Below are 17,808 nucleotides of genomic sequence, written 5' to 3' on the forward strand. Positions count from 1 at the left end.
GGTGCCAGCGTGACGCTGCTCGCATGCGGCCCCTCCCCTACCGGGCCGAAGCCCCTCGCCTGGGTGACGATTCCCGCCCACGCCCCGGAGGTGCAGTACATCGGCAGGACCCATGTCTCCGACGAGGGGGTCGTCTTCTCCCATCCGGGCGTGACCATCCGCACCTCCTTCTGGGGCGACGCGCTGCGGATGCGGCTCCATGACGCGGGAGCCGGTGGAGAGACGGGGACCAACTACTTCGACGTCTCGATTGACGGCGCGCCGCCCACGCTGCTCGGGGTGCGGAGCGACGAGCCGCTCTATCCGCTGGCCTCCGGCCTCGCGCAGGGGCTGCACACCGTGGAGCTGACCAGGCGGACCGAGACCCTCGTGGGCACCAGTGAGTTCGTGGCCTTCGAGGTCCACGGCGAGGTGAGGATGCCTCCGGCGCGCTCGCCGCTCCGGGTGGAGTTCGTCGGCGACTCCATCACCTGTGCCTACGGTACCGGCCGCGTCGTCTTCCCTCGACCTCCGCCGTGGAGCGCCCCCACCTTCACCTCGAAGAACCAGGACCCGAGGCTGGGCTATGGCTGGCTGACGGCCCAGGCGTTGGGCGCGGAGCCCTCGTTCGTCTGCTATTCGGGCCACGGCGTCTACCGGAACCTGGACCAGACGACGACCGGGCTGATTCCCGCCATCTACGAGCTGGCCGTGCCGGACACGACGGTCGCCTGGGACTTCACGGGCCCGTCCCCGGACGTGATTGTCGTCAACGCCGGCACCAACGATACGTTCGCCGGGGCGGGCACCGACGAGGACCTGCCGGACGAGACCGCCTTCAAGACCGCCTATCGGACGTTCCTGGCCCGGCTCCGCGCACTCCATCCGCGCGCGCACATCATCTGCACGCTGGGCTCCATGACGAACGGATACAAGGAGGTCCAGGTCGGCGGCGAGGTGCGCTCGGTCCACGTCGGGGAGTGGATTTCGCACCTCGTGGAGGAGCGCCGCCAACAAGGCGACACCCGGGTCCACCGTCACGTGATGCAGGTCCAGAACCCGGACGTCGATGGCGTCGGCGAGGACTGGCATCCCTCCGCCGCCACCCATCGGAAGATGGCCGTGGCGCTGACCGAGTTCATCCAGGCACTCCTGAATCCCTGAGGCCGGGACCTGACGGTCGCGCTTCCGCCAGCATGCGGCGCAGCGTCTTCTCCAACCACTCCAGGTCCTCGCGCGCCATGCCCGCGCCCACGCCCGTCACCCCACCCTCGTGCTCGAGGGCGAGCTCGAGTTCCCCGACGGATGCGTCGTCCGGGCGGTTCGTCAGCCTCCTCTCGGAGCGGCTCGAGTCACGCAGACGGACCTCGACGTCCTTCAACCTCGCCCTGGAGATGCGTTCGATGCGCTCGCGAATCCAGCGCCCGCTTCGGATGACCTCCAGCCCCGAAGTCGACACGCGGATGCGCCAGCGCACGGCCCCGCGCGCCCAGGCCCGCCACAGCAGGAATCCCCCGCACGACAGGGCCGCCAGCCCCACCAGCGCGAAGATGACCGCGTCGACCGGGTCGGCCCCCGGACCGAACTCCTGGAGCCAGATTCCCCAGGGGATGGTGACGCCGCCCACGGCGATGATGAGCGCGACGAAGGCCTCCGCCCTCAGCGCGGAGGTCCACCCCGCGACCGGCAGCTCCAGCAGATAGCTCTCGCCGCGACGGGCGAGCTGGATGCGGCTGTCGGGACGTGGCTGTGGCAGGCTGTCCTCCGCCAGCGGCGTCGCGGACAGGCGCTCCGCCACGGCCCGGGCCTGGCCTCCATCCACCCCCAGGGGGAGCCGGAGCTGCCGCGACACGGCCTCCGCCAGGGCCTGCGCTTCGCGTCGCTCGGCGGTGTCCGCCAGCTCCACGGTCGCATGCGGACCGGAGAGCAGGACCGAGGTACGCGTCGGCTCGGTGCCCTTCTGGTGGGACTTGCCCACGGAGAACAGGCGCACGCTGTCGAATGACTCCAGCGCGTATTCACTCCGGAACCACGGCGCGAAGGGGCCCGACGCGCACCGCACCGTTCCGGCCTCCCGGTCCAGGACGACCTCCCGATGCCAGGACAGGCGATACAGGCCTTGGAGGGCCCCGATGACCAGCAACACCAGCAGGAATGGGTCGAACGAGCCTCGACCGAACATGACGATCGCGACCATGCCGCAGACCGCGAGGATGCCTCCTCCCTCCAACTGCGCGCGGGGCCCCCGCTCCCGCTGGATGCTCAGCTTTTCGCCCAGTTGCTCCCACCGGTCAGTTCCACATCGCATGGACGAGCGCTATAGAACGCGACACGCGGGCTGGGAAGAGAATCCAAGACATTCCGGGGAAGCGGTCCGGAGCCCTTCTCTACGTCGCCAGCATGCGGCGCAGCGTCTTCTCCAACCACCGTCACGCCCCCTTGGTGCTCGATGGCGACCTCGAGGTCTCCGGGCGCTGCCTGCTGCACGGACTCCACCCGGTGGATGGTCAACGTGTCGCCCTCGGACGTCCATGGGTATCCACCGCATCGCATGGGCAGACACATAGAACGCGCCACGCGGCACGGAAAGACAATCCCAGACACCACCGCTCCGTGGCACGGCAGGCGCCGGGCTCACGCAAACAGTGCGCCGGCGGCCCCGCCGCGCTCCGTACACCGCTGGACACCACACCCTGCCTGACAGGGTGTCTGGGCCTTCCGCTGAACGCCAGACCCTGGCAGGTGTTCGGTCCACCTGGGGCCTGTGCGATGATTCGTGGATGGCGGATACGCTCGAAGCGCAGCCGGAGTCGCCCGGGGAATGGGGCCGGCGCCGGTTCCTGACGTGGGTGGTGGCCGCGCCCACGCTGATGGTCGCGGCCCGGCTGGGACTCGCCCCCGCGGACGCCGAGGCCGCGCAGGCGCCCACGGAAGCATCCCAGACACCGCTGAGCCTCTACATCGCCATCCAGGAGGATGGGCGCGTCATCGCCACCCTGCCGCGCACGGAGATGGGCCAGGGCATCACCACGGCGGTGGCCATGCTCGTCGCCGAGGAGCTGGACCTGCCGCTCGACGCCGTCGACGTGCGCAGCGCGGGCGCGGACTCGCGCTGGCTCGTCCAGCTCACCGGGCTCTCGTCCACGATGCGCCTGCTGGCGGGTCCACTGCGCGCGGCCGCCGCCGACGCGCGCGCCCGGCTCGTCACGGCCGCCGCGTTCCGCTGGCGGGTGCTGGCCCTCTCGCTCACCACCGCCCAGGGCGAGGTGCGCGCGCCCGACGGCCGGCGGGCCAGCTACGGCGAGCTGGCGGTGGCCGCGTCCCAGGTGCTGCTGCCGGCGGTCTCCCCCCTGCCCAAGTCCGTGGGCGAGTACACCCTCGTGGGCCGCCCCACGGGGCGCGTCGACGCACGGGACATCATCACCGGCGCGGCCCGCTACGCCCTGGACCTCGACCTCCCCGGGGCGCTCCCCACCGTGGTGGCGCGGCCCCCCACGCTGCGCGGCACGGTGCAGTCGTTCGACGACACCCCGGCCCGTTCGATGCCGGGCGTGGTGGGCGTGGTCCCCTTGAGCTCGGGCGTGGCGGTGGTGGCCCGGACGTTCGCCCAGGCCTTGGCGGCGCGCGACGCCCTGCGCATCACCTGGGCCCCCGGCCCCGCGAGCGCCCTGTCGGACGTGGACATCCGCGCGCGGCTGCGCGAGGCCATCGGGCCCCGGCCGCTGCCCCCGCTGCTGACGACGCGGACGCTGGAGGGGCGCTTCGACTTCCCCTACCTCGCGCACGCCCCCATGGAGACCCAGAGCTGCGTGGCCCGCGTCCAGGGCGACCAGGCGGAGGTCTGGCTGGGCGCGCAGGACCCGAAGTACGCGCAGCGCGTGGTGGCCCGGGCGCTCGGGTGGGAGCTGTCGCCCCAGCGCGTCACCGTGAACGTCACCCGCGCCGGTGGCGGCTTCGGCCGCCGGTTCTTCTCCGAGGCCGCCGTGGAGGCCGCGCTCGTGTCCCGCGCGCTCGGGCAGCCGGTGAAGCTCCTGTGGACCCGCAACGACGACATGCGCCACGGGCACTTCCGCCCCGCGAGCCACCACCGCATCCTCGCCCACCTGGGGCCGGGCGGGATGCTCCTCGGGTGGAACCACCGCGCCGCCATCCCCACCCTCGAGCTCCCCCACGGCTTCGGCGATGCCCTCACCGCCCTGGCGGGGGAGCTGCTGCCCCAGGTGACCAGCACCGTCTTCTTCGCGCTCACCCAACGCAGCCCGTACCACTTCGGGCTGGTGAGCCACGAGCTGCGCGAGGTCTCGGTTCCCATCCCCACCGGCTCGTTCCGCTCGGTGTTCACCAGCCAGGTGGGCGTGGCCAACGAGGTGTTCGTCGACCAGCTCGCGCGCGAGCTCCAGCTCGACCCGGTCGCGCTCAGGCGCTCGCGGCTCGCCTCCAGCCGGCTCCAGGCCGTCCTGAAGAAGGTCGTCACCGTGGGGCAATGGGGCCGCGCGCTCCCCACGGGCGTCGCCCAGGGGGTCGCCGTCCTGGAGGAGTGGGACAGCGCCATCGCCCACCTCGTCGAGGTGGACGTCACCGGCGCGGTCCCCCGGGTGCTGCGAATCATCATCGCCGCGGACGTGGGCCTGCCCATCAACCCCAAGGGCATCGAGGCCCAACTGCAGGGCGCCGCCGTGGACGCGATGTCCACCACCCTGAGCGCGGGCCTCCACATCGACGCGGGCGCGGTGCGCGAGGGAAGCTTCGCGGACTACCACTGGCTGCGGATGAAACACGTCCCGTCGGACATCCAGGTGCACCTCGTCCGCTCCGACGACCGCGTGGGCGGGGTGGGCGAGCTCGGCTACCCCAGCGCCGCGGCGGCCCTCGCCAACGCCATCGCTCGGGCCCGGGGGACGATGCCCACCCGCTTTCCCATCCTGGACGAGGGAGCATGACCATGCCGGCGCACCAGTTCATCCTCAATGGCCGGACGGTGTCGGTGGAGTCCCCCGCGGACCTGCCCCTGCTGTGGGTGCTGCGCGACGTGCTCGGCGTGACGGGCCCCAAGTACGGCTGCGGCGTGGGCGTCTGTGGCGCCTGCACCAGCCACCTGGATGGCGAGGCCTTCCGCCCCTGCATCCACCCGGTGGGAGACACGACGGGCCGCGCGGTGACGACCATCGAGGGCCTGGGGGCGCAGGGCCTGCACCCCGTGCAGGAGGCGTGGCTCGAGGAGGACGTGGCCCAGTGTGGCTTCTGCCAGCCCGGGCAGATCATGGCCGCGGTCGCCCTGCTCCGGCGCAACGCCCACCCCACCGACGCGGACATCGACGCCGCCATGAGCGACAACGTCTGCCGCTGCGGGACCTACGTGCGCATCCGGGCCGCCATCCAGCGCGCCGCGCTGCTCCTGCGCGCCTCCGCCCCCACCGGCGGCGCGTCGCTCGAGGGCGACCCCGGGACAACCGGCCGCCCGTGAACGTCACGAGGCCTCGCGCCGAGGTGCCCTGACGGGCCGCTGCTCGCGCGCGGTCAGGATGCGCCCGAGGTTGGCTTCGATCCACTCGGCCAGGCCCTTCACGCGCCCGGCGACCTCGTGGCCCAGCGGCGTGAGGGTGTACTCCACGCGCGGCGGGACCTCCGGGAACACCTCGCGCTGGACGAAGCCGTCCGCCTCGAGCGCCTGGAGCGTCTGCGAGAGCATCTTCTCGCTCACCCCCGCGACCTTGCGCCGCAGCGCGCTGAAGCGGTGCGTGCCGCCCTCCAGCAACGCCACCAGCGCCAGCACACCCCAACGGCTCGTCACGTGCTCGAGCACCCCACGCGAGGGGCACTGGGGCGCGTACAGGTCGCCTCGCAGCGCGTCCTGCGCCCGCCCGCCCGTCCGCCGCGCCGTCTCCGACCGCTTTCTCATCGCCATATCAGGTAAGTACCTTACCTCAAGGTGGGTACTTACCAACAGAAAGCAAGGCCGTTAGGGTGTCCTGACTCTTTTCCCACCGGAGCATGCACATGATCGTCGTCACCGGAGCCACCGGCCACCTCGGCCGCCACGTCATCGACCAGTTGTTGCAGAAGGTGCCCGCCAGCCAGGTGGTCGCCGCGGTCCGCTCGCCCGACAAGGCGAAGGACCTCGCGGCCCGTGGCGTCCAGGTCCGTCACGCGGACTATGACCAGCCCGCGACGCTGGAGTCCGCGTTCCAGGGGGCCCAGCAGCTGCTCCTCATCTCCGCCAACGAGGTGGGCAGGCGGCTGCCCCAGCACGAGGCGGCGGTGAACGCGGCCAGGAAGGTGGGGGTGCGGCTGCTCGCCTACACCAGCGTCCTCCACGCGGACACCTCCGGCATCTCTCTGGCGGCCGAGCACCTGGGGACGGAGAAGGCCATCCGGGCCTCCGGCCTGCCCTTCGTGCTGCTGCGCAACGGCTGGTACCTGGAGAACTACACGGAGAACCTGGGCTCGGCGCTCCAGCACGGCGTGCTGCTGGGCGCCGCGAGGGACGGGCGCATCGCCGCCGCCGCCCGGGCGGACTACGCCGCCGCCGCCGTGGCCGCGCTGACCACGCCCGGCCAGGAGGGCAAGGTCCACGAGCTGGCGGGAGACGCGCCCTTCACCATGTCCGAGCTCGCGGCGGAGGTCGCGCGACAGGCCGGCAAGCCCGTGGCCTACAAGGACCTGCCGGAGGCGGAGTACGAGAAGGCGCTCCAGGGCTTCGGCCTCCCCGGCCCGGTGGCCCAGATGCTGGCGAGCGCCGACGCGGGCATCGCCCGGGGAGAGCTGGACGACCGGAGCGGCCAGTTGCACCGGTTGATCGGCCGGGCCACCACGTCGCTCGCCCAGGCGGTGGCGGCGGGGCTGAAGCGCGCATAGCGCCCGGCGTCTCCAGGGGACGCACCTGCTTGCAGGCAGGACGCGCGCCCCGCCTCGCGGAGCCAGGCCACTCGTGGCTCCGCGAGTGGAGGGGGCAGCACATGTAGGCATGAAGGCTGCACCGGGCAGGACACCGGCTGGGAATCACCCGTGTCCGACACCTCGACGAGCCCCCTCACATGCCCTTCCCCCAAGACCTCCATTTCATCTGGGTCGGCGGTCGCCGCCCCCTGAAGACCCCGACGAAAGGCGAGTGGTTCTCCTCCTGGGTCGACCTGGCGAAGGCCTGGAAGAACTGGGCGCCGACGGTGGACTACAGCCACCTGCTGCACCGCATCCTCGAATGGAAGAAGCGGGTCAAGCCGTGGAACGTCCACCTGTGGGTGGAGACGGACCGCTCCATCACCCCGGAGGCCGCGAGCACGCTCACCTCCGCGGGGGTCCAGATCCACGACATCACCGAGGTGGCCGGCGACTTCAAGGCCCCCTGGGCGCGCTACCTCCACGACGAGCTGTGCGGCCAGAACGCCAACTTCGGCGCCGCCAGCGACCTGCTGCGCGTGGCCATCCTCCTGCAGCGTGGCGGGCTCTACACGGACCTGGACAACTTCCCCGACAAGCGCATCCAGCAGCTCAACACGCTGTCGCTGAACACCGACCTGTGCATCGGCGTGTTCACCAATCCCGAGGTGCCCAACAACGCGGCGCTGGCCTCGAACGCTGGCAACGCCTTCATGCAGGACTACCTCGACAGCATCGTGACGCAGTACGAGCGCCTCTACGACGCGCAGGGGGAAGAGGACCTGGTGAGCCTCTACGGATACGACGCGGAGTCCGCCGGTCCCACGGGCCTCACGCAGGCGCCCACGGCGGACCAGATGCGGAACTGGCGTGTCCACCACCACCGCATCGTGGACCGGCTCGACACCACGCTCAACATCTCCGGCCCACGCCTGCTGCGTTGGTGCCTCGCCCGGCACTTCTACGACTACACGGACACCCTCGCGAACTACCTGCAGGAGATGGGCGACATGATGTGGGCGGACCAGACCACGGACCTCATCCGCCGCGGCATGGGCATCCCCACCGACGTCATCCGCATCACGTCCGAGAACTCGTGGGGCGGCGCGGGCACGAAGAAGGAGGAGCGCCGCGAGGCGCTCTCGCGCCAACTGTTCGACTGAGCAGGCCACGCCGTCGCCCGGGCCGCCGGGGACTCCGCATCCCGGCGGAGGAGGCCCCTTTGCCACATCGGAGTGGCCTCACCGCGGCTCGAGGAACTTCACGGCCCAGGTGTCGTGCAGCGCCCCCATGGTCACCCGGACGTTCCTCCCGGTGTCGACGTCATGGACCACGAGCCCCCCGGAGCCCGCCAACGCGAGGTAGCGGCCATCCACGCTCACGTCATGCATCTTCGTGACGTACCCGACGGGGAGCTCGCGCACCGAGTCGTCGTCGAGGGAGTACTCGAACAGGTGCGGGTCCATCTTCCAGGGAATGAGCCCCTCGATGAAGAACACGGTCCGCCGCGTGCGGTTGGCCCCGCGGAGGTCGTTCACGCACCACCCATCCTGGCTGCGGAAGATCCGCTCCTGGCCCGTCTTCAGGTCGACGCGCCGGTAGGTGCCCGGGTCGTCACAATCCGCATAGGTTTGGGTCCCCTCCTTGTAGAAGACGAGCGTGTCACCCACCACGAACGGGGTCACCACGCCGCGCCGCGCCTTCTGGATGACGGGCCCCACCTTCCACGGCTTCGTGCCAGACGGGTCCATCGTCACCAATCGCAGCCCCTCCTTGTCGTTCCGGGCCAGGATGCGGTTGTCCCCTTGTACGAAGTGGAGCCCCGCGGTGTCCGTCACCCCGCGAGGCAGCACGCGGATGCCCTCCGGCTTGCGAGAGAAGCTCCAGCTCCACTGTTCGGTGATGGCGCTGTTGCTGTTGCTGACGAAGACGCGGGAGCCATCCTCCGTGAACTGCTGGGGCATCTGGGCGTACTGTCGGCTCTCGGCGTTCCAGGTCTCCAGGACCCCGGGCGTGAAGCCCGCGATGCCGTCCAGGTCGCCCATGACGAGCAGGGTGCCGCCCAGGGGCCTGCCGGCCTTCGACTTCGGCGTGGTGATGTCGCGCCCACCCAAGGAGAAGCGGATCATCCGGGAGAACTGCCCGTCGCCAGGAACCCCCGCCGCCACCATCCACTTGCCCGTCGGAGGATGCACCGCGAGCGACCAGAACCGGCACCCCTGGGTATACTGCTTCACCTGGCCCCGCTCGGGCCCAGCCAGCATCTTGCGCTCCTCGGTGTGCGAGCACTCCGCCAGCACGCGCGTCTCGCCCGACGGCTCGACGAGCACGACCTTCGAGCCGTCGGTATCAATCCCAATCAACGGCACGGGAGGAGGCCCATCCTCGATGGGAACCTCGGCCAAGGCAGACGTCGCCCCCAAGGAGGCGGCCAGGGCCACCCCCAGAAAACCTCGCAGTGTCTCGAGCATGCGGGGAATGACGCGCCCGCACTCCCTGTATTCACGGAGGGCGCAAAGTTCCACCGAGCCCTGGCTGGCCCCTACACGGCTCCAATCCTCGAGACCTGAGAATCCGGTTCGCGGCACCGACGCAGACGCTGGAACGGGAGGCGAATCCAGCCAGGGCCCTGGCGAAGCCCGACCCGACCGTGGCGGCGGTATCACCCTCGGCCGCCGGAGACGGCGCGTCGCCCCCGGAGCACCCATCCCTGCACACGCGAGGGCCGTCTCGTCCCGCATGTCTGGATTTGTCCCGCGAGGACGTTATTCGTGGCATCCACAACCCGAATGAAAACGTGTCTGCGTATCCGGTCTGCCCGACGAATCGGGCAAAGCCAACTCAGTGCATCGCACCTTGACCGGAGATTCCCTGTGCGTGTCGTCACGTTCCTCAACACCCTCTCCCGCTGGCTCGTGCTGGGCCTGGGCCTCGTCGGGCTCCAGGCCTTCGCGGGCTATGCGCCCATCCCGGACGGCTACGTCCTGCTCGCCACGGACACCACGAATCGCTACGTCGTCGCGGGCGGCGCGCGGTTCTTCATCCCCCCGGCGCAGTGGAGCCAGTACAGCGGCGCCACCACCGTGGCCCTCTCCCAGGCCACCATCGACTCGTATACGCAGATTCCCCAGGAGGGCACCCTGTTCCGCCAGAAGGGCACGACGGCCATCTACGTCGTGGTGGGGCAGACGTTCTGGTGGATCCCGAGCCCCACGGAGCTGGACTACTGGGATGACTTCCGCGTCGTGAACGACATCCCGAACACCAACTGGAACGACCCCTTCATCAGCTATTCGTACGGGGTCCTCGTCCAGGAGCGCTCGACCAGTCCGGTCTACCTCTGGACCTCTGGCGCGAAGTACCTCGTCACCGACCCGACGGAGCTGGCCTACTTCGGAGGCTGGAGCGCGGTGAAGACCATCCCCCTGGGGACGCTCGCCAGCACCACGCAGCAGCCCTGGTGCGGCGCCATGCTGCGCGAGCGCTCGAGCAGCACCGTCTACGCGCTGGGCTACGTCAACAGCAGCACGCCCACGTTCTTCAAGTTCCCCTCCACCTCCACCACGTATGCCGTGGTGCCGGACGGCGCGCTCAGCGGCTTCTCGACGTTCTCCTCCGGGTCGCCGAGCTGCATCTGGTAGTCGTTGCATCCCGGGGGCCGTGCTCCGGCCCCCGGGCCTTCCTCGACAGCACACGCGTGTCCCGAGACCTGTCTTGGAAAGAGGTCGCCCGACCAGGGATTCCCTGGTTGGATGCGGGCCTCTCCTCGGGTGCCCCGGTGAATGGAATGACCGCTCCTCGTCTGCTGGCCCGGCTGTGTCTCGGAGTCCTCGCGGTCGCGACGGGGGCCTGCCGCTCGGAGAGCCGCGAGCCCGCGCCCACCGAGCCCACGCGAACCGAGCCCGCCCACTCCGAGGCACCACCCCCCGCGAGGCCGTCCTCCGCGCCGATCCACGGCGTCGGCGGCGTCGAGGGAGAGCGGGCCGCGTACGACGAGTCCCGCCAGCCGGCGAAGTTCATCGCGGCGCTGGGGCTGTCCCCCGGCCAGCGGGTCGCGGACGTCGGCACGGGGCTCGGCTACTTCGTGCCGCGGCTGTCGGACGCGGTGGGCGCCACGGGACAGGTCGTCGCCACCGACGTCGACGACGAGGCCCTCCAGCAATTGCGGGAACGGATGCTCGGGCGAAAGAACGTCACCGTGCGCAAGGTGGGGCCGGACGACCCGGGGCTCGAGGCGGGCACCTACGACCTCATCCTGTTGTCGGAGGTGGACCACTTCTTCCAGGACCGCGCCGCGTACCTGAACCGGCTGCGTCCGGCCCTCACGCCACAGGGCCGCATCGCCGTCACGCACCTGCGAGCGATGCGCGCGCCGCTCGTCGAGGCCTCCCGGGCCGCGGGCTACACCATCGTCTCCGAGTACGACGAGCTGCCCGCCCACTACCTGCTGTTCCTGCGGCCCTCCGTCAGCCGGTGACGCGCCGGCCCGGGCCGGGGCCGATGTCGCGAAACGGAAGGTGCATCCGACGACCAACGGACGCTCGCGGTGTCGAACAGACGTCGCGCGGCGCCGGGGATGCTCACTGTCGACGGCGGTCCCTCCCCACGGGGCCGGAGCGGCGCTCGCGCCTGTCCTGACGCGCACAACATCCCGGGACCGCGGGCGGCACACGCGTGCAGGGGGCGGTTAACTGCCTCGCGCTGCCCACCCGCGCGTTCCGAGGAGCCCCATGCGCCTGCGCATCCTGTCGACCTCCCTGCCCTGTCTCGCCCTCCTCTTCCTCCCAGGACAGCCCCGAGCCCAGGGCGTCACGACCGGAGCACCTCCGCCGGCGGAGAAGACGGCGGACACCGGCGCCCCCGCCACGGCCTCGCCGTTCCCTCCCGCGTTCCCCGGCCAGACGAACGCGCCCGCCGTCACCTCCCAGACGCGCTACCAGGTCACCACGATTGCCTCCGGCTTCGACTTCCCGTGGGCCATCGCCTTCCTGCCGGACCGGCGGATGCTGGTGACGGAGAAGCACACCGGCAACCTCTTCATCGTCACGCAGGCCGGGGAGAAGTCGCCGCCCATCGCGGGCCTGCCGCCGGTGGACGGGCGGGACCAGGGCGGCCTGCTCGACGTGGAGGTCGCCCCCGACTTCGCCACCAGCCGCCTCATCTACTGGACGTATTACGAGCCCCGCGCCACCGGCAACGGCCTGGCGGTGGGCCGCGGGAAGCTCAAGGAAGGCGCCCAGCCGCGCATCGAGGCTTTGCGCATCATCTTCCGCATGAAGCCCACGCTCGACTCGACGATGCACGCGGGAGGGCGGATGGTCTTCCATCCCGACGGGACGCTGTTCGTCACGCTCGGCGAGCGCTCCATCCTCCCGGGGCGCGTCCAGGCGCGCCAACTGAACAGCCACTTCGGCAAGACGGTGCGCATCAACCCCGATGGCACCGTGCCCGACGACAACCCCTTCGTGAACCGCGCGGGCGCGCGGCCCGAAATCTTCTCGCTGGGGCACCGCAACGTCCTGTCCGCGGCGCTCGACGGCCGGAACCGGCTCTGGGAGGTGGAGATGGGGCCGCTCGGGGGCGACGAGCTCAACCTCGTCGAGGCCGGCAAGGACTACGGCTGGCCCACCATCGGCTACGGCCGGGAGTACTCCGGCGCGCCCATCCACGACAGCGCCCAGGGCCCGGGCATGGAGCAACCGGTGTACTTCTGGGACCCGGTCATCGCGCCGTCCGGGATGACCATCTACTCCGGCAACCTCTTCCCGGAGTGGAAGGGCAACATCTTCATCGGCGCGCTCGCCGGCCACGCCCTCGTGCGGCTCGTGATGAAGAACGACCGCGTGCAGGGCGAGGAGCGGATGCACCCCGTGGGCAACGCCCGCATCCGCGAGGTCGTCCAGGGTCCCGAGGGCGCGCTCTACCTGCTCACCGACGAACCGAGCGGACGGCTGCTCAAGATGACGCCACGCTGAGGCCCCGGACCATTACTGAGCCCTTGCGCTAAGTATCCCTGGATGAAACTTCGCCTCGTGGAACAGCATCCCGAGCGACTGGACGGCATCTTCCAAGCGCTCGCGGACCCCACCCGTCGCGCGGTGTTGGAGCGACTGGGCCGAGGGCCCGCGAGCGTCAGCGACCTGGCGGAGCCCTTCGACATGGCCCTGCCGTCGTTCATGAAACACATCCATCTGCTGGAAGGCAGCGGATTGATACGCACGCACAAGGAGGGGCGTGTGCGGACGTGTGCCTTGGAGAAGCGGGCCTTCGCGCCTGTCGACTCCTGGCTGTCCGCGCAGCGGGCCCTCTGGGAAGGCCGCACCGATCCCTGCGCGACCACCCCACGGGTATCGAGTACACCGCGCACGTGATGCACAAGAGCCCCGGGGACCCGGCCCAGCACCTGGACATGGGCTTCCACGAGGGCTGGGGCACCGTCACGGAGCAGCTCGCCCGGCTCGTCGAGCGCCGGGCGTGACGCGCGCAGGCCCGAGCCCCCGCCGGGTCGGGCTCAGTCCGGCTCGACGGCGGCGAGGATGTAGCGGGGCAGCAGCTCCTCGCGGAACTTCCGCCAGATGGCGACGTGGTTGTAGTTGGCCGCGGTGAACATCACGACGAGGTCGAGCTCGGGGACCACCATCACCAACTGGCCTCCGTTCCCGCTGCCCTCGTACTGCGAATACACCCGGTCGCCCACCCGCAGCTCGTGCCGCCACCAGGCGTAGCCGTAGGTGCGACCGTCCGACATCGTCGACTGGTTCGCGGTGGAGCGCTCGACCCAACGCGCCCCCACCACGCGCCGGCCGTTCCAGGTGCCCTTGGACAGGTAGAGCTGGCCCAGCTTCAGCGCGTCGCGCGGGCGCATGTAGATGCCTCCCCCCAGGTACTGCTCGCCGTCCGGCATCAGGTCGACGTGGTAGTCGCGCAGTTGGAGGGGCACGGCCAAGTGCTGGTGGAAGAACTCCGGGATCCACGTCCGGGTGGTGTTGCGCAGCACGCCGCCCAGCAGGTTGATGTTGGCCGAGCAGTACACCCCCTTCTTCCCGGGCGCGCCCACCATGGGCAGGTCCAGCGTGTGGCGGTACCAGTCCGGCACCGAGTCGTCGAGCCGGTCCTCGTTGCCGGGAGAGGCGGGGTCGTCGTCGTCGCAGGCCAGCCCGGTGGACATGGACATCAGGTGCGCGACGGTGAGGGCGCGCTTGCGCGCGTCCAGGTTCTGGAGCTTGCCCTCGTACTCCGGGAACAGGGAGACCACGGGCGTGTCCACCGTGAAGGGCGCGCCGCGCTCCAGCGCGATGCCGATGAGCACGGAGGCGTAGCTCTTCGCCATGGAGCGCAGGTCATGCGGACGCTCCTTGTCGAAGCCCTGGAAGTACTCCTCGACCACGAGCTTGCCGTGGCGCGCGACGAGCAGCCCCTGGATGGCCGGCGCCGACTCCGGGCCGGGCTCCTGGTCGAGGATGCGCTGCACGAGCTGACGCACGGGCTCCACCTTCATGCCCACCTCGCCGAGCGAGGCCGTCTTCCAGCCGTCGTCCTCCGCGATGGGGGCCTGGTAGACGTACGGGCCCGGCGCGGGCGTGCGCGCATAGAGGCCCACGGCCTGGTCCCGCTCCCGCCGCGTGAAGTCGAACACCCGGTCCAACGCGGGGACGAGGAGCGACAGCCGGCCCGACTCCGCGTCGTACGTGCCCTCGAGCCGGACGTTGCCCGACACGGGCGTGAGGCGGACGACCCCCTCCTGGAGGCCGACGCGGAACACCAACCTGTTGCCGAAGTTGCGCTCCGGGTTGCGGACGAACGCCTCCACGGCGCCGTCCTGTCGCTTGCGGACGACCAGGTACAACGAGAAGCGGTCCTCCAGGGGCGCCACCGCGCCGCGCCAGACGCCCGGCTGGAGCGCGCTCAGCGACACGGGCGTGGCGAACTTCATCCCGCTCATGTTCACGCGCGGTTGGAGCCAGTGTCCGGTGACGCGCCGCCCGTCCTCCGACAGGCTGCCGCGCAGCGCTCCCTGCCCACCCGGGAGGAGGAAGTCCACCTTCTGGCCTTCCACGCGCACCGGGACGTCGAAGCCCGCGATGCGCGCGCGCCACGTGCCCTCGCGACGTATCAGCGTCAACTCCCCCCGGACCTGCGGCCCGAGGACCTGCTCGCTCCCCCAGAGCCCCACGAGCGCGTCCTCGGGCGCGGGCACCGCGAAGGCGAACCAGGGAACCAGCACCAGGAGGCCCACCACCACGCCGCGCCCCCCTGCCACTCCATTGCACATGTGATGCATGTCACACGAACCTATCCCCCTCGGCCGCGTGCGGATATCGAATGTTCGGGCGCCACGAGGAGTGAACACACCGTCACGATTCCGTGAGCCGTGATGACGGACGGTGCGAGCGACGCTTCGCGAACTCCCTCCAAAGCGGGCAATCGGAGCGGCGAGCGAGGGGACAGGGCCTCACCGCGAAGCCTCCGCGCAGGCGCGCCCCGGAGGGTGGTGGCGGTCCTGGAGCGCCCCCGGAGGCGAGGAGCCGGGCGGGCGATCGACCCACCCTGCCCTCGCCCGCGTCGGGAGGCTTCGAGGGCCGCCTGCTTCAGCCCCACTTCGAGTTCGACGGCCGCAGTCCCCCCCGACGTGCGGGGGCTCGGCGCGGTGGCCGCGGCGGCGTGGGCGCCGGAGCGCAAGTTCGGCGCGGCCGACCCCGTCGCTCCGCTCGTGGAAGCCGAGACCTCACACCCGGAATGGCCGCTGGCCGGGGTGGCGCGCCTGTCCATCGTCCGCTACCCGCCTCGAGGCATTTCCTGCACACTCGCGGCATGGCAACCCAGCAAGAGGTCTCCGCGTTCATCACCGCGGAGTTCCCTCAGACACGCGTCCATGTCCTGGAAGTGGGCAACCGGTCCTCGAAGGTGGCGCACGACATCACCGTCTCGGAGCTGCGGCCTGGCGGCACGGTTTCGGGACCGGTGCTCATGGCCACCGCCGACCTGGCGCTCTACGCCGCGCTCCTGGGAGAGATCGGCATCGTCCCGCTCACCGTCACCACGAGCCTGAACTTCAACTTCATGCGCAAGCCCTCCGCGGACCGCCGCATCATCGGCGTGTGCAAGCTGCTGAAGGTGGGGCGGACCCTCGCGGTGGGGGAGGTGTCGCTCTACTCCGAGGGACTGCCGGAGCCCGTGGCCCACGCCGTGGGCACCTACGCGATTCCGCGCTGAGCCCAAGGCCGCCACGCCCCCGTGGCCGGAGCGCGGGATGCGTCCGTGCGACCGAGCGGGAGGAGGGCCCGTCACCTGCCCTCTCCCCAGCCACTTCGCGCGACGTGGCGCATCGACGCGATGCGCCCGTCCCCGCCGTCTGTCCTCCCCTGGGAAAAGACACACGAACCCACGCATGTGAGGACTTGGCGGATGGAGTCACGAGTCCCACCCTCGGCCAGTCACGCAGATGCCGAGGGGACGATGCGCGCAAGACAAGGGTTCGCCGTGTTGTGGTTGGGGCTCGTCGCCTGTGACGAGGGTTCGGTGTTGGAGCTTCGCGGTATCGAGGCGGCCCCGGTCGCCGCGGCGCATGCCCGGCAGGTCTCCGCCTGGGACGACGCCATGTCCGGCTGCCGACCTGGAAAACCCACGCGCTTGAAGGTCGCCCTCCCTCCGGGCTCCGGGGTCTCCGTCAACGGGCCCTTCCCCGAGGCGTTCGTCGAAGCGCGGGGCACGCTCTACTTCGCCACCAACCTGTTCGACGGCAGCGCCACCCTGTGGCGCAGCGACGGCACGGAGCATGGGACCCTGCCGGTGAAGTCGTTCCCCCCCGCCCTGGTGGGGTCACCCGCGCTGCGGGGCCTCACGGCCGTGGGCTCACGGGTCTTCTTCCAGCTCGATCAACCCTCGACGGGCCTGGAGCTGTGGGTGAGCGACGGCACCACGAAGGGCACGCGGCTCGTCGAGGACCTGACGCCCGGTCCGGCCCCCACGCGGATCGCGTTCACCGCGGCCCAGGGCGGCCGGCTCACGTTCGTGCGCGAGGTGCCCGTCGCGCCTGGAAGCACCCGGGTGGAGCTGTGGCGGACGGATGGCTCCAGCGAAGGCACCGTGCGCCTGCGGGACTTCGGAAGCACGGCGCGGCTCGGCAACGCGGCGCTGGCGCTGGGCGACCACCTGCTCTTCTTCCTCGGCCCGCCCGGACAGGGGACCCTGCTGTGGCGCACGGATGGCACCTCGAAGGGCACCGCTACCGTGAAGCGGCTCGACGCGGACGTCGTCGCCATCACGGACTCGATGCAGTGGGGTGGGCAGGGCGTGTTCCTGTTCCCCGACGGCCCCAACACCGAGGTCTGGAAGACGGATGGGACGACCGCGGGGACGATGCGCCTGGACGCGTTCGGCAAGTACGTCGGGCTGCTCGGGGTGCTGGACTCCACCGTCTACGTGGCCTCGGGAGACACCGCCACGCGGCGGCTGCGCATCCAGAGCCTCTCGATGAACGGCGGTGGCAAGACCTCCATCACGACGCTGCCCAACCCGTATGCCGACGAAGCGGATGCGTATCCCTACGTGCAGCGGTCCGCCGTCTCCGGGGGCAAGCTCTACTTCACCGTCGCCATCTCGTCGCCGGGTCCGGCGCCGAGAGCGGCCCAGTTGTGGGTGTCCGACGGCACGGCGCAGGGCACGGAGCAGCTCGCCGAGAACCTGAGCCTCAGCGACGAGTACGCCTCCCCCTTGTTCTCGCTGGGTGACGGCGCCGCCCTCTTCGCGGGGGCGACGCGGAGCGCCGGCCTCGAGCCCTGGTTCACGGCGGGGACCCTCGCGACGACCCGTGGCCCGCTGGCGGACGTGCGCCCCGGCCCCGCCCCCTCCCTCTCGGATGGCTTCACGCGCGTGGGGGACCGCGTCTACTTCCGCGCCGGGGACGACACGGGCGCCATGCAGCCGTGGTTCGTGCCCTGCGGCGCGTGGTGA

The 17,808-nt window shown here is 70.8% G+C and carries 15 protein-coding genes; 11 read left to right on the forward strand and 4 right to left on the reverse strand.

All coding sequences use genetic code 11. From position 1 onward, the window contains the following. Nucleotides 1–9 precede the first annotated feature (9 nt). Nucleotides 10–1,143, forward strand: coding sequence for an SGNH/GDSL hydrolase family protein (locus LZ198_RS03510; RefSeq protein WP_253970427.1), 1,134 nt, complete (start codon nt 10–12; stop codon nt 1,141–1,143). Here the strand turns inward: LZ198_RS03510 and LZ198_RS03515 are convergent. After that, on the reverse strand, nt 1,118–2,287 hold the full coding sequence (locus LZ198_RS03515; RefSeq protein ID WP_253970428.1) for a hypothetical protein: 1,170 nt from the start codon (nt 2,285–2,287) through the stop codon (nt 1,118–1,120). The genes LZ198_RS03510 and LZ198_RS03515 overlap by 26 nt on opposite strands. A 472-nt stretch (nt 2,288–2,759) precedes the next feature. Between LZ198_RS03515 and LZ198_RS03520 the strand changes: the two genes are divergently transcribed. After that, the gene (locus LZ198_RS03520; protein WP_253970429.1) at nt 2,760–4,919 is read left to right on the forward strand and encodes a xanthine dehydrogenase family protein molybdopterin-binding subunit; all 2,160 of its coding nucleotides are present in this window, start codon (nt 2,760–2,762) and stop codon (nt 4,917–4,919) included. A gap of 2 nt (nt 4,920–4,921) precedes the next feature. After that, on the forward strand, nt 4,922–5,443 hold the full coding sequence (locus LZ198_RS03525) for a (2Fe-2S)-binding protein (RefSeq protein WP_253970706.1): 522 nt from the start codon (nt 4,922–4,924) through the stop codon (nt 5,441–5,443). A gap of 3 nt (nt 5,444–5,446) precedes the next feature. Here the strand turns inward: LZ198_RS03525 and LZ198_RS03530 are convergent, their stop codons facing one another. Next, nucleotides 5,447–5,878, reverse strand: a complete 432-nt coding sequence (locus tag LZ198_RS03530) for a winged helix-turn-helix transcriptional regulator (RefSeq protein WP_253970430.1) — start codon at nt 5,876–5,878, stop codon at nt 5,447–5,449. 98 nt (nt 5,879–5,976) lie between these two features. Between LZ198_RS03530 and LZ198_RS03535 the strand changes: the two genes are divergently transcribed. Both LZ198_RS03535 and LZ198_RS03540 read left to right on the forward strand, forming a co-directional pair. Continuing rightward, the gene (locus tag LZ198_RS03535) at nt 5,977–6,834 is read left to right on the forward strand and encodes an SDR family oxidoreductase (protein ID WP_253970431.1); all 858 of its coding nucleotides are present in this window, start codon (nt 5,977–5,979) and stop codon (nt 6,832–6,834) included. Between the two features lie 179 nt (nt 6,835–7,013). Next, complete coding sequence (locus LZ198_RS03540) at nt 7,014–8,018, forward strand: glycosyltransferase (protein ID WP_253970432.1); 1,005 nt, start codon at nt 7,014–7,016, stop codon at nt 8,016–8,018. A gap of 78 nt (nt 8,019–8,096) precedes the next feature. Here LZ198_RS03540 and LZ198_RS03545 read toward each other — a convergent pair whose 3' ends face one another. Next, nucleotides 8,097–9,260 (reverse strand): hypothetical protein, encoded by a 1,164-nt coding sequence (locus LZ198_RS03545; RefSeq protein ID WP_253970433.1) that lies wholly within the window; start codon nt 9,258–9,260, stop codon nt 8,097–8,099. Between the two features lie 468 nt (nt 9,261–9,728). Here LZ198_RS03545 and LZ198_RS03550 point away from each other — a divergent pair, with 468 nt between their 5' ends. The 4 genes from LZ198_RS03550 (at nt 9,729) to LZ198_RS03565 (ending at nt 13,226) form a co-directional block, all read left to right on the forward strand. Next, on the forward strand, nt 9,729–10,496 hold the full coding sequence (locus LZ198_RS03550) for a hypothetical protein (RefSeq protein WP_253970434.1): 768 nt from the start codon (nt 9,729–9,731) through the stop codon (nt 10,494–10,496). 146 nt (nt 10,497–10,642) lie between these two features. Beyond that, the gene (locus LZ198_RS03555; protein ID WP_253970435.1) at nt 10,643–11,332 is read left to right on the forward strand and encodes a class I SAM-dependent methyltransferase; all 690 of its coding nucleotides are present in this window, start codon (nt 10,643–10,645) and stop codon (nt 11,330–11,332) included. Nucleotides 11,333–11,585: 253 nt separating this feature from the next. After that, a complete protein-coding gene (locus LZ198_RS03560) occupies nt 11,586–12,830 on the forward strand; it encodes a PQQ-dependent sugar dehydrogenase (RefSeq protein ID WP_253970436.1) in 1,245 nt (414 codons plus the stop codon). 42 nt (nt 12,831–12,872) lie between these two features. Then, a complete protein-coding gene (locus LZ198_RS03565) occupies nt 12,873–13,226 on the forward strand; it encodes an ArsR/SmtB family transcription factor (protein WP_253970437.1) in 354 nt (117 codons plus the stop codon). 140 nt (nt 13,227–13,366) lie between these two features. Here LZ198_RS03565 and LZ198_RS03570 read toward each other — a convergent pair whose 3' ends face one another. Further along, nucleotides 13,367–15,097 carry a serine hydrolase domain-containing protein gene (locus tag LZ198_RS03570; RefSeq protein ID WP_253970438.1) on the reverse strand — a complete coding sequence of 577 codons (1,731 nt, stop codon included), beginning with the start codon at nt 15,095–15,097 and terminating at the stop codon, nt 13,367–13,369. Between the two features lie 569 nt (nt 15,098–15,666). Between LZ198_RS03570 and LZ198_RS03575 the strand changes: the two genes are divergently transcribed. Together LZ198_RS03575 and LZ198_RS03580 are read left to right on the forward strand one after the other, a co-directional pair. Then, nucleotides 15,667–16,068 carry a PaaI family thioesterase gene (locus tag LZ198_RS03575; protein ID WP_253970439.1) on the forward strand — a complete coding sequence of 134 codons (402 nt, stop codon included), beginning with the start codon at nt 15,667–15,669 and terminating at the stop codon, nt 16,066–16,068. A 243-nt stretch (nt 16,069–16,311) separates the two neighbouring features. After that, nucleotides 16,312–17,808, forward strand: coding sequence for a hypothetical protein (locus LZ198_RS03580; protein WP_253970440.1), 1,497 nt, complete (start codon nt 16,312–16,314; stop codon nt 17,806–17,808).

The organism is Myxococcus dinghuensis (assembly GCF_024198235.1).
GTDB lineage: Bacteria > Myxococcota > Myxococcia > Myxococcales > Myxococcaceae > Myxococcus > Myxococcus dinghuensis.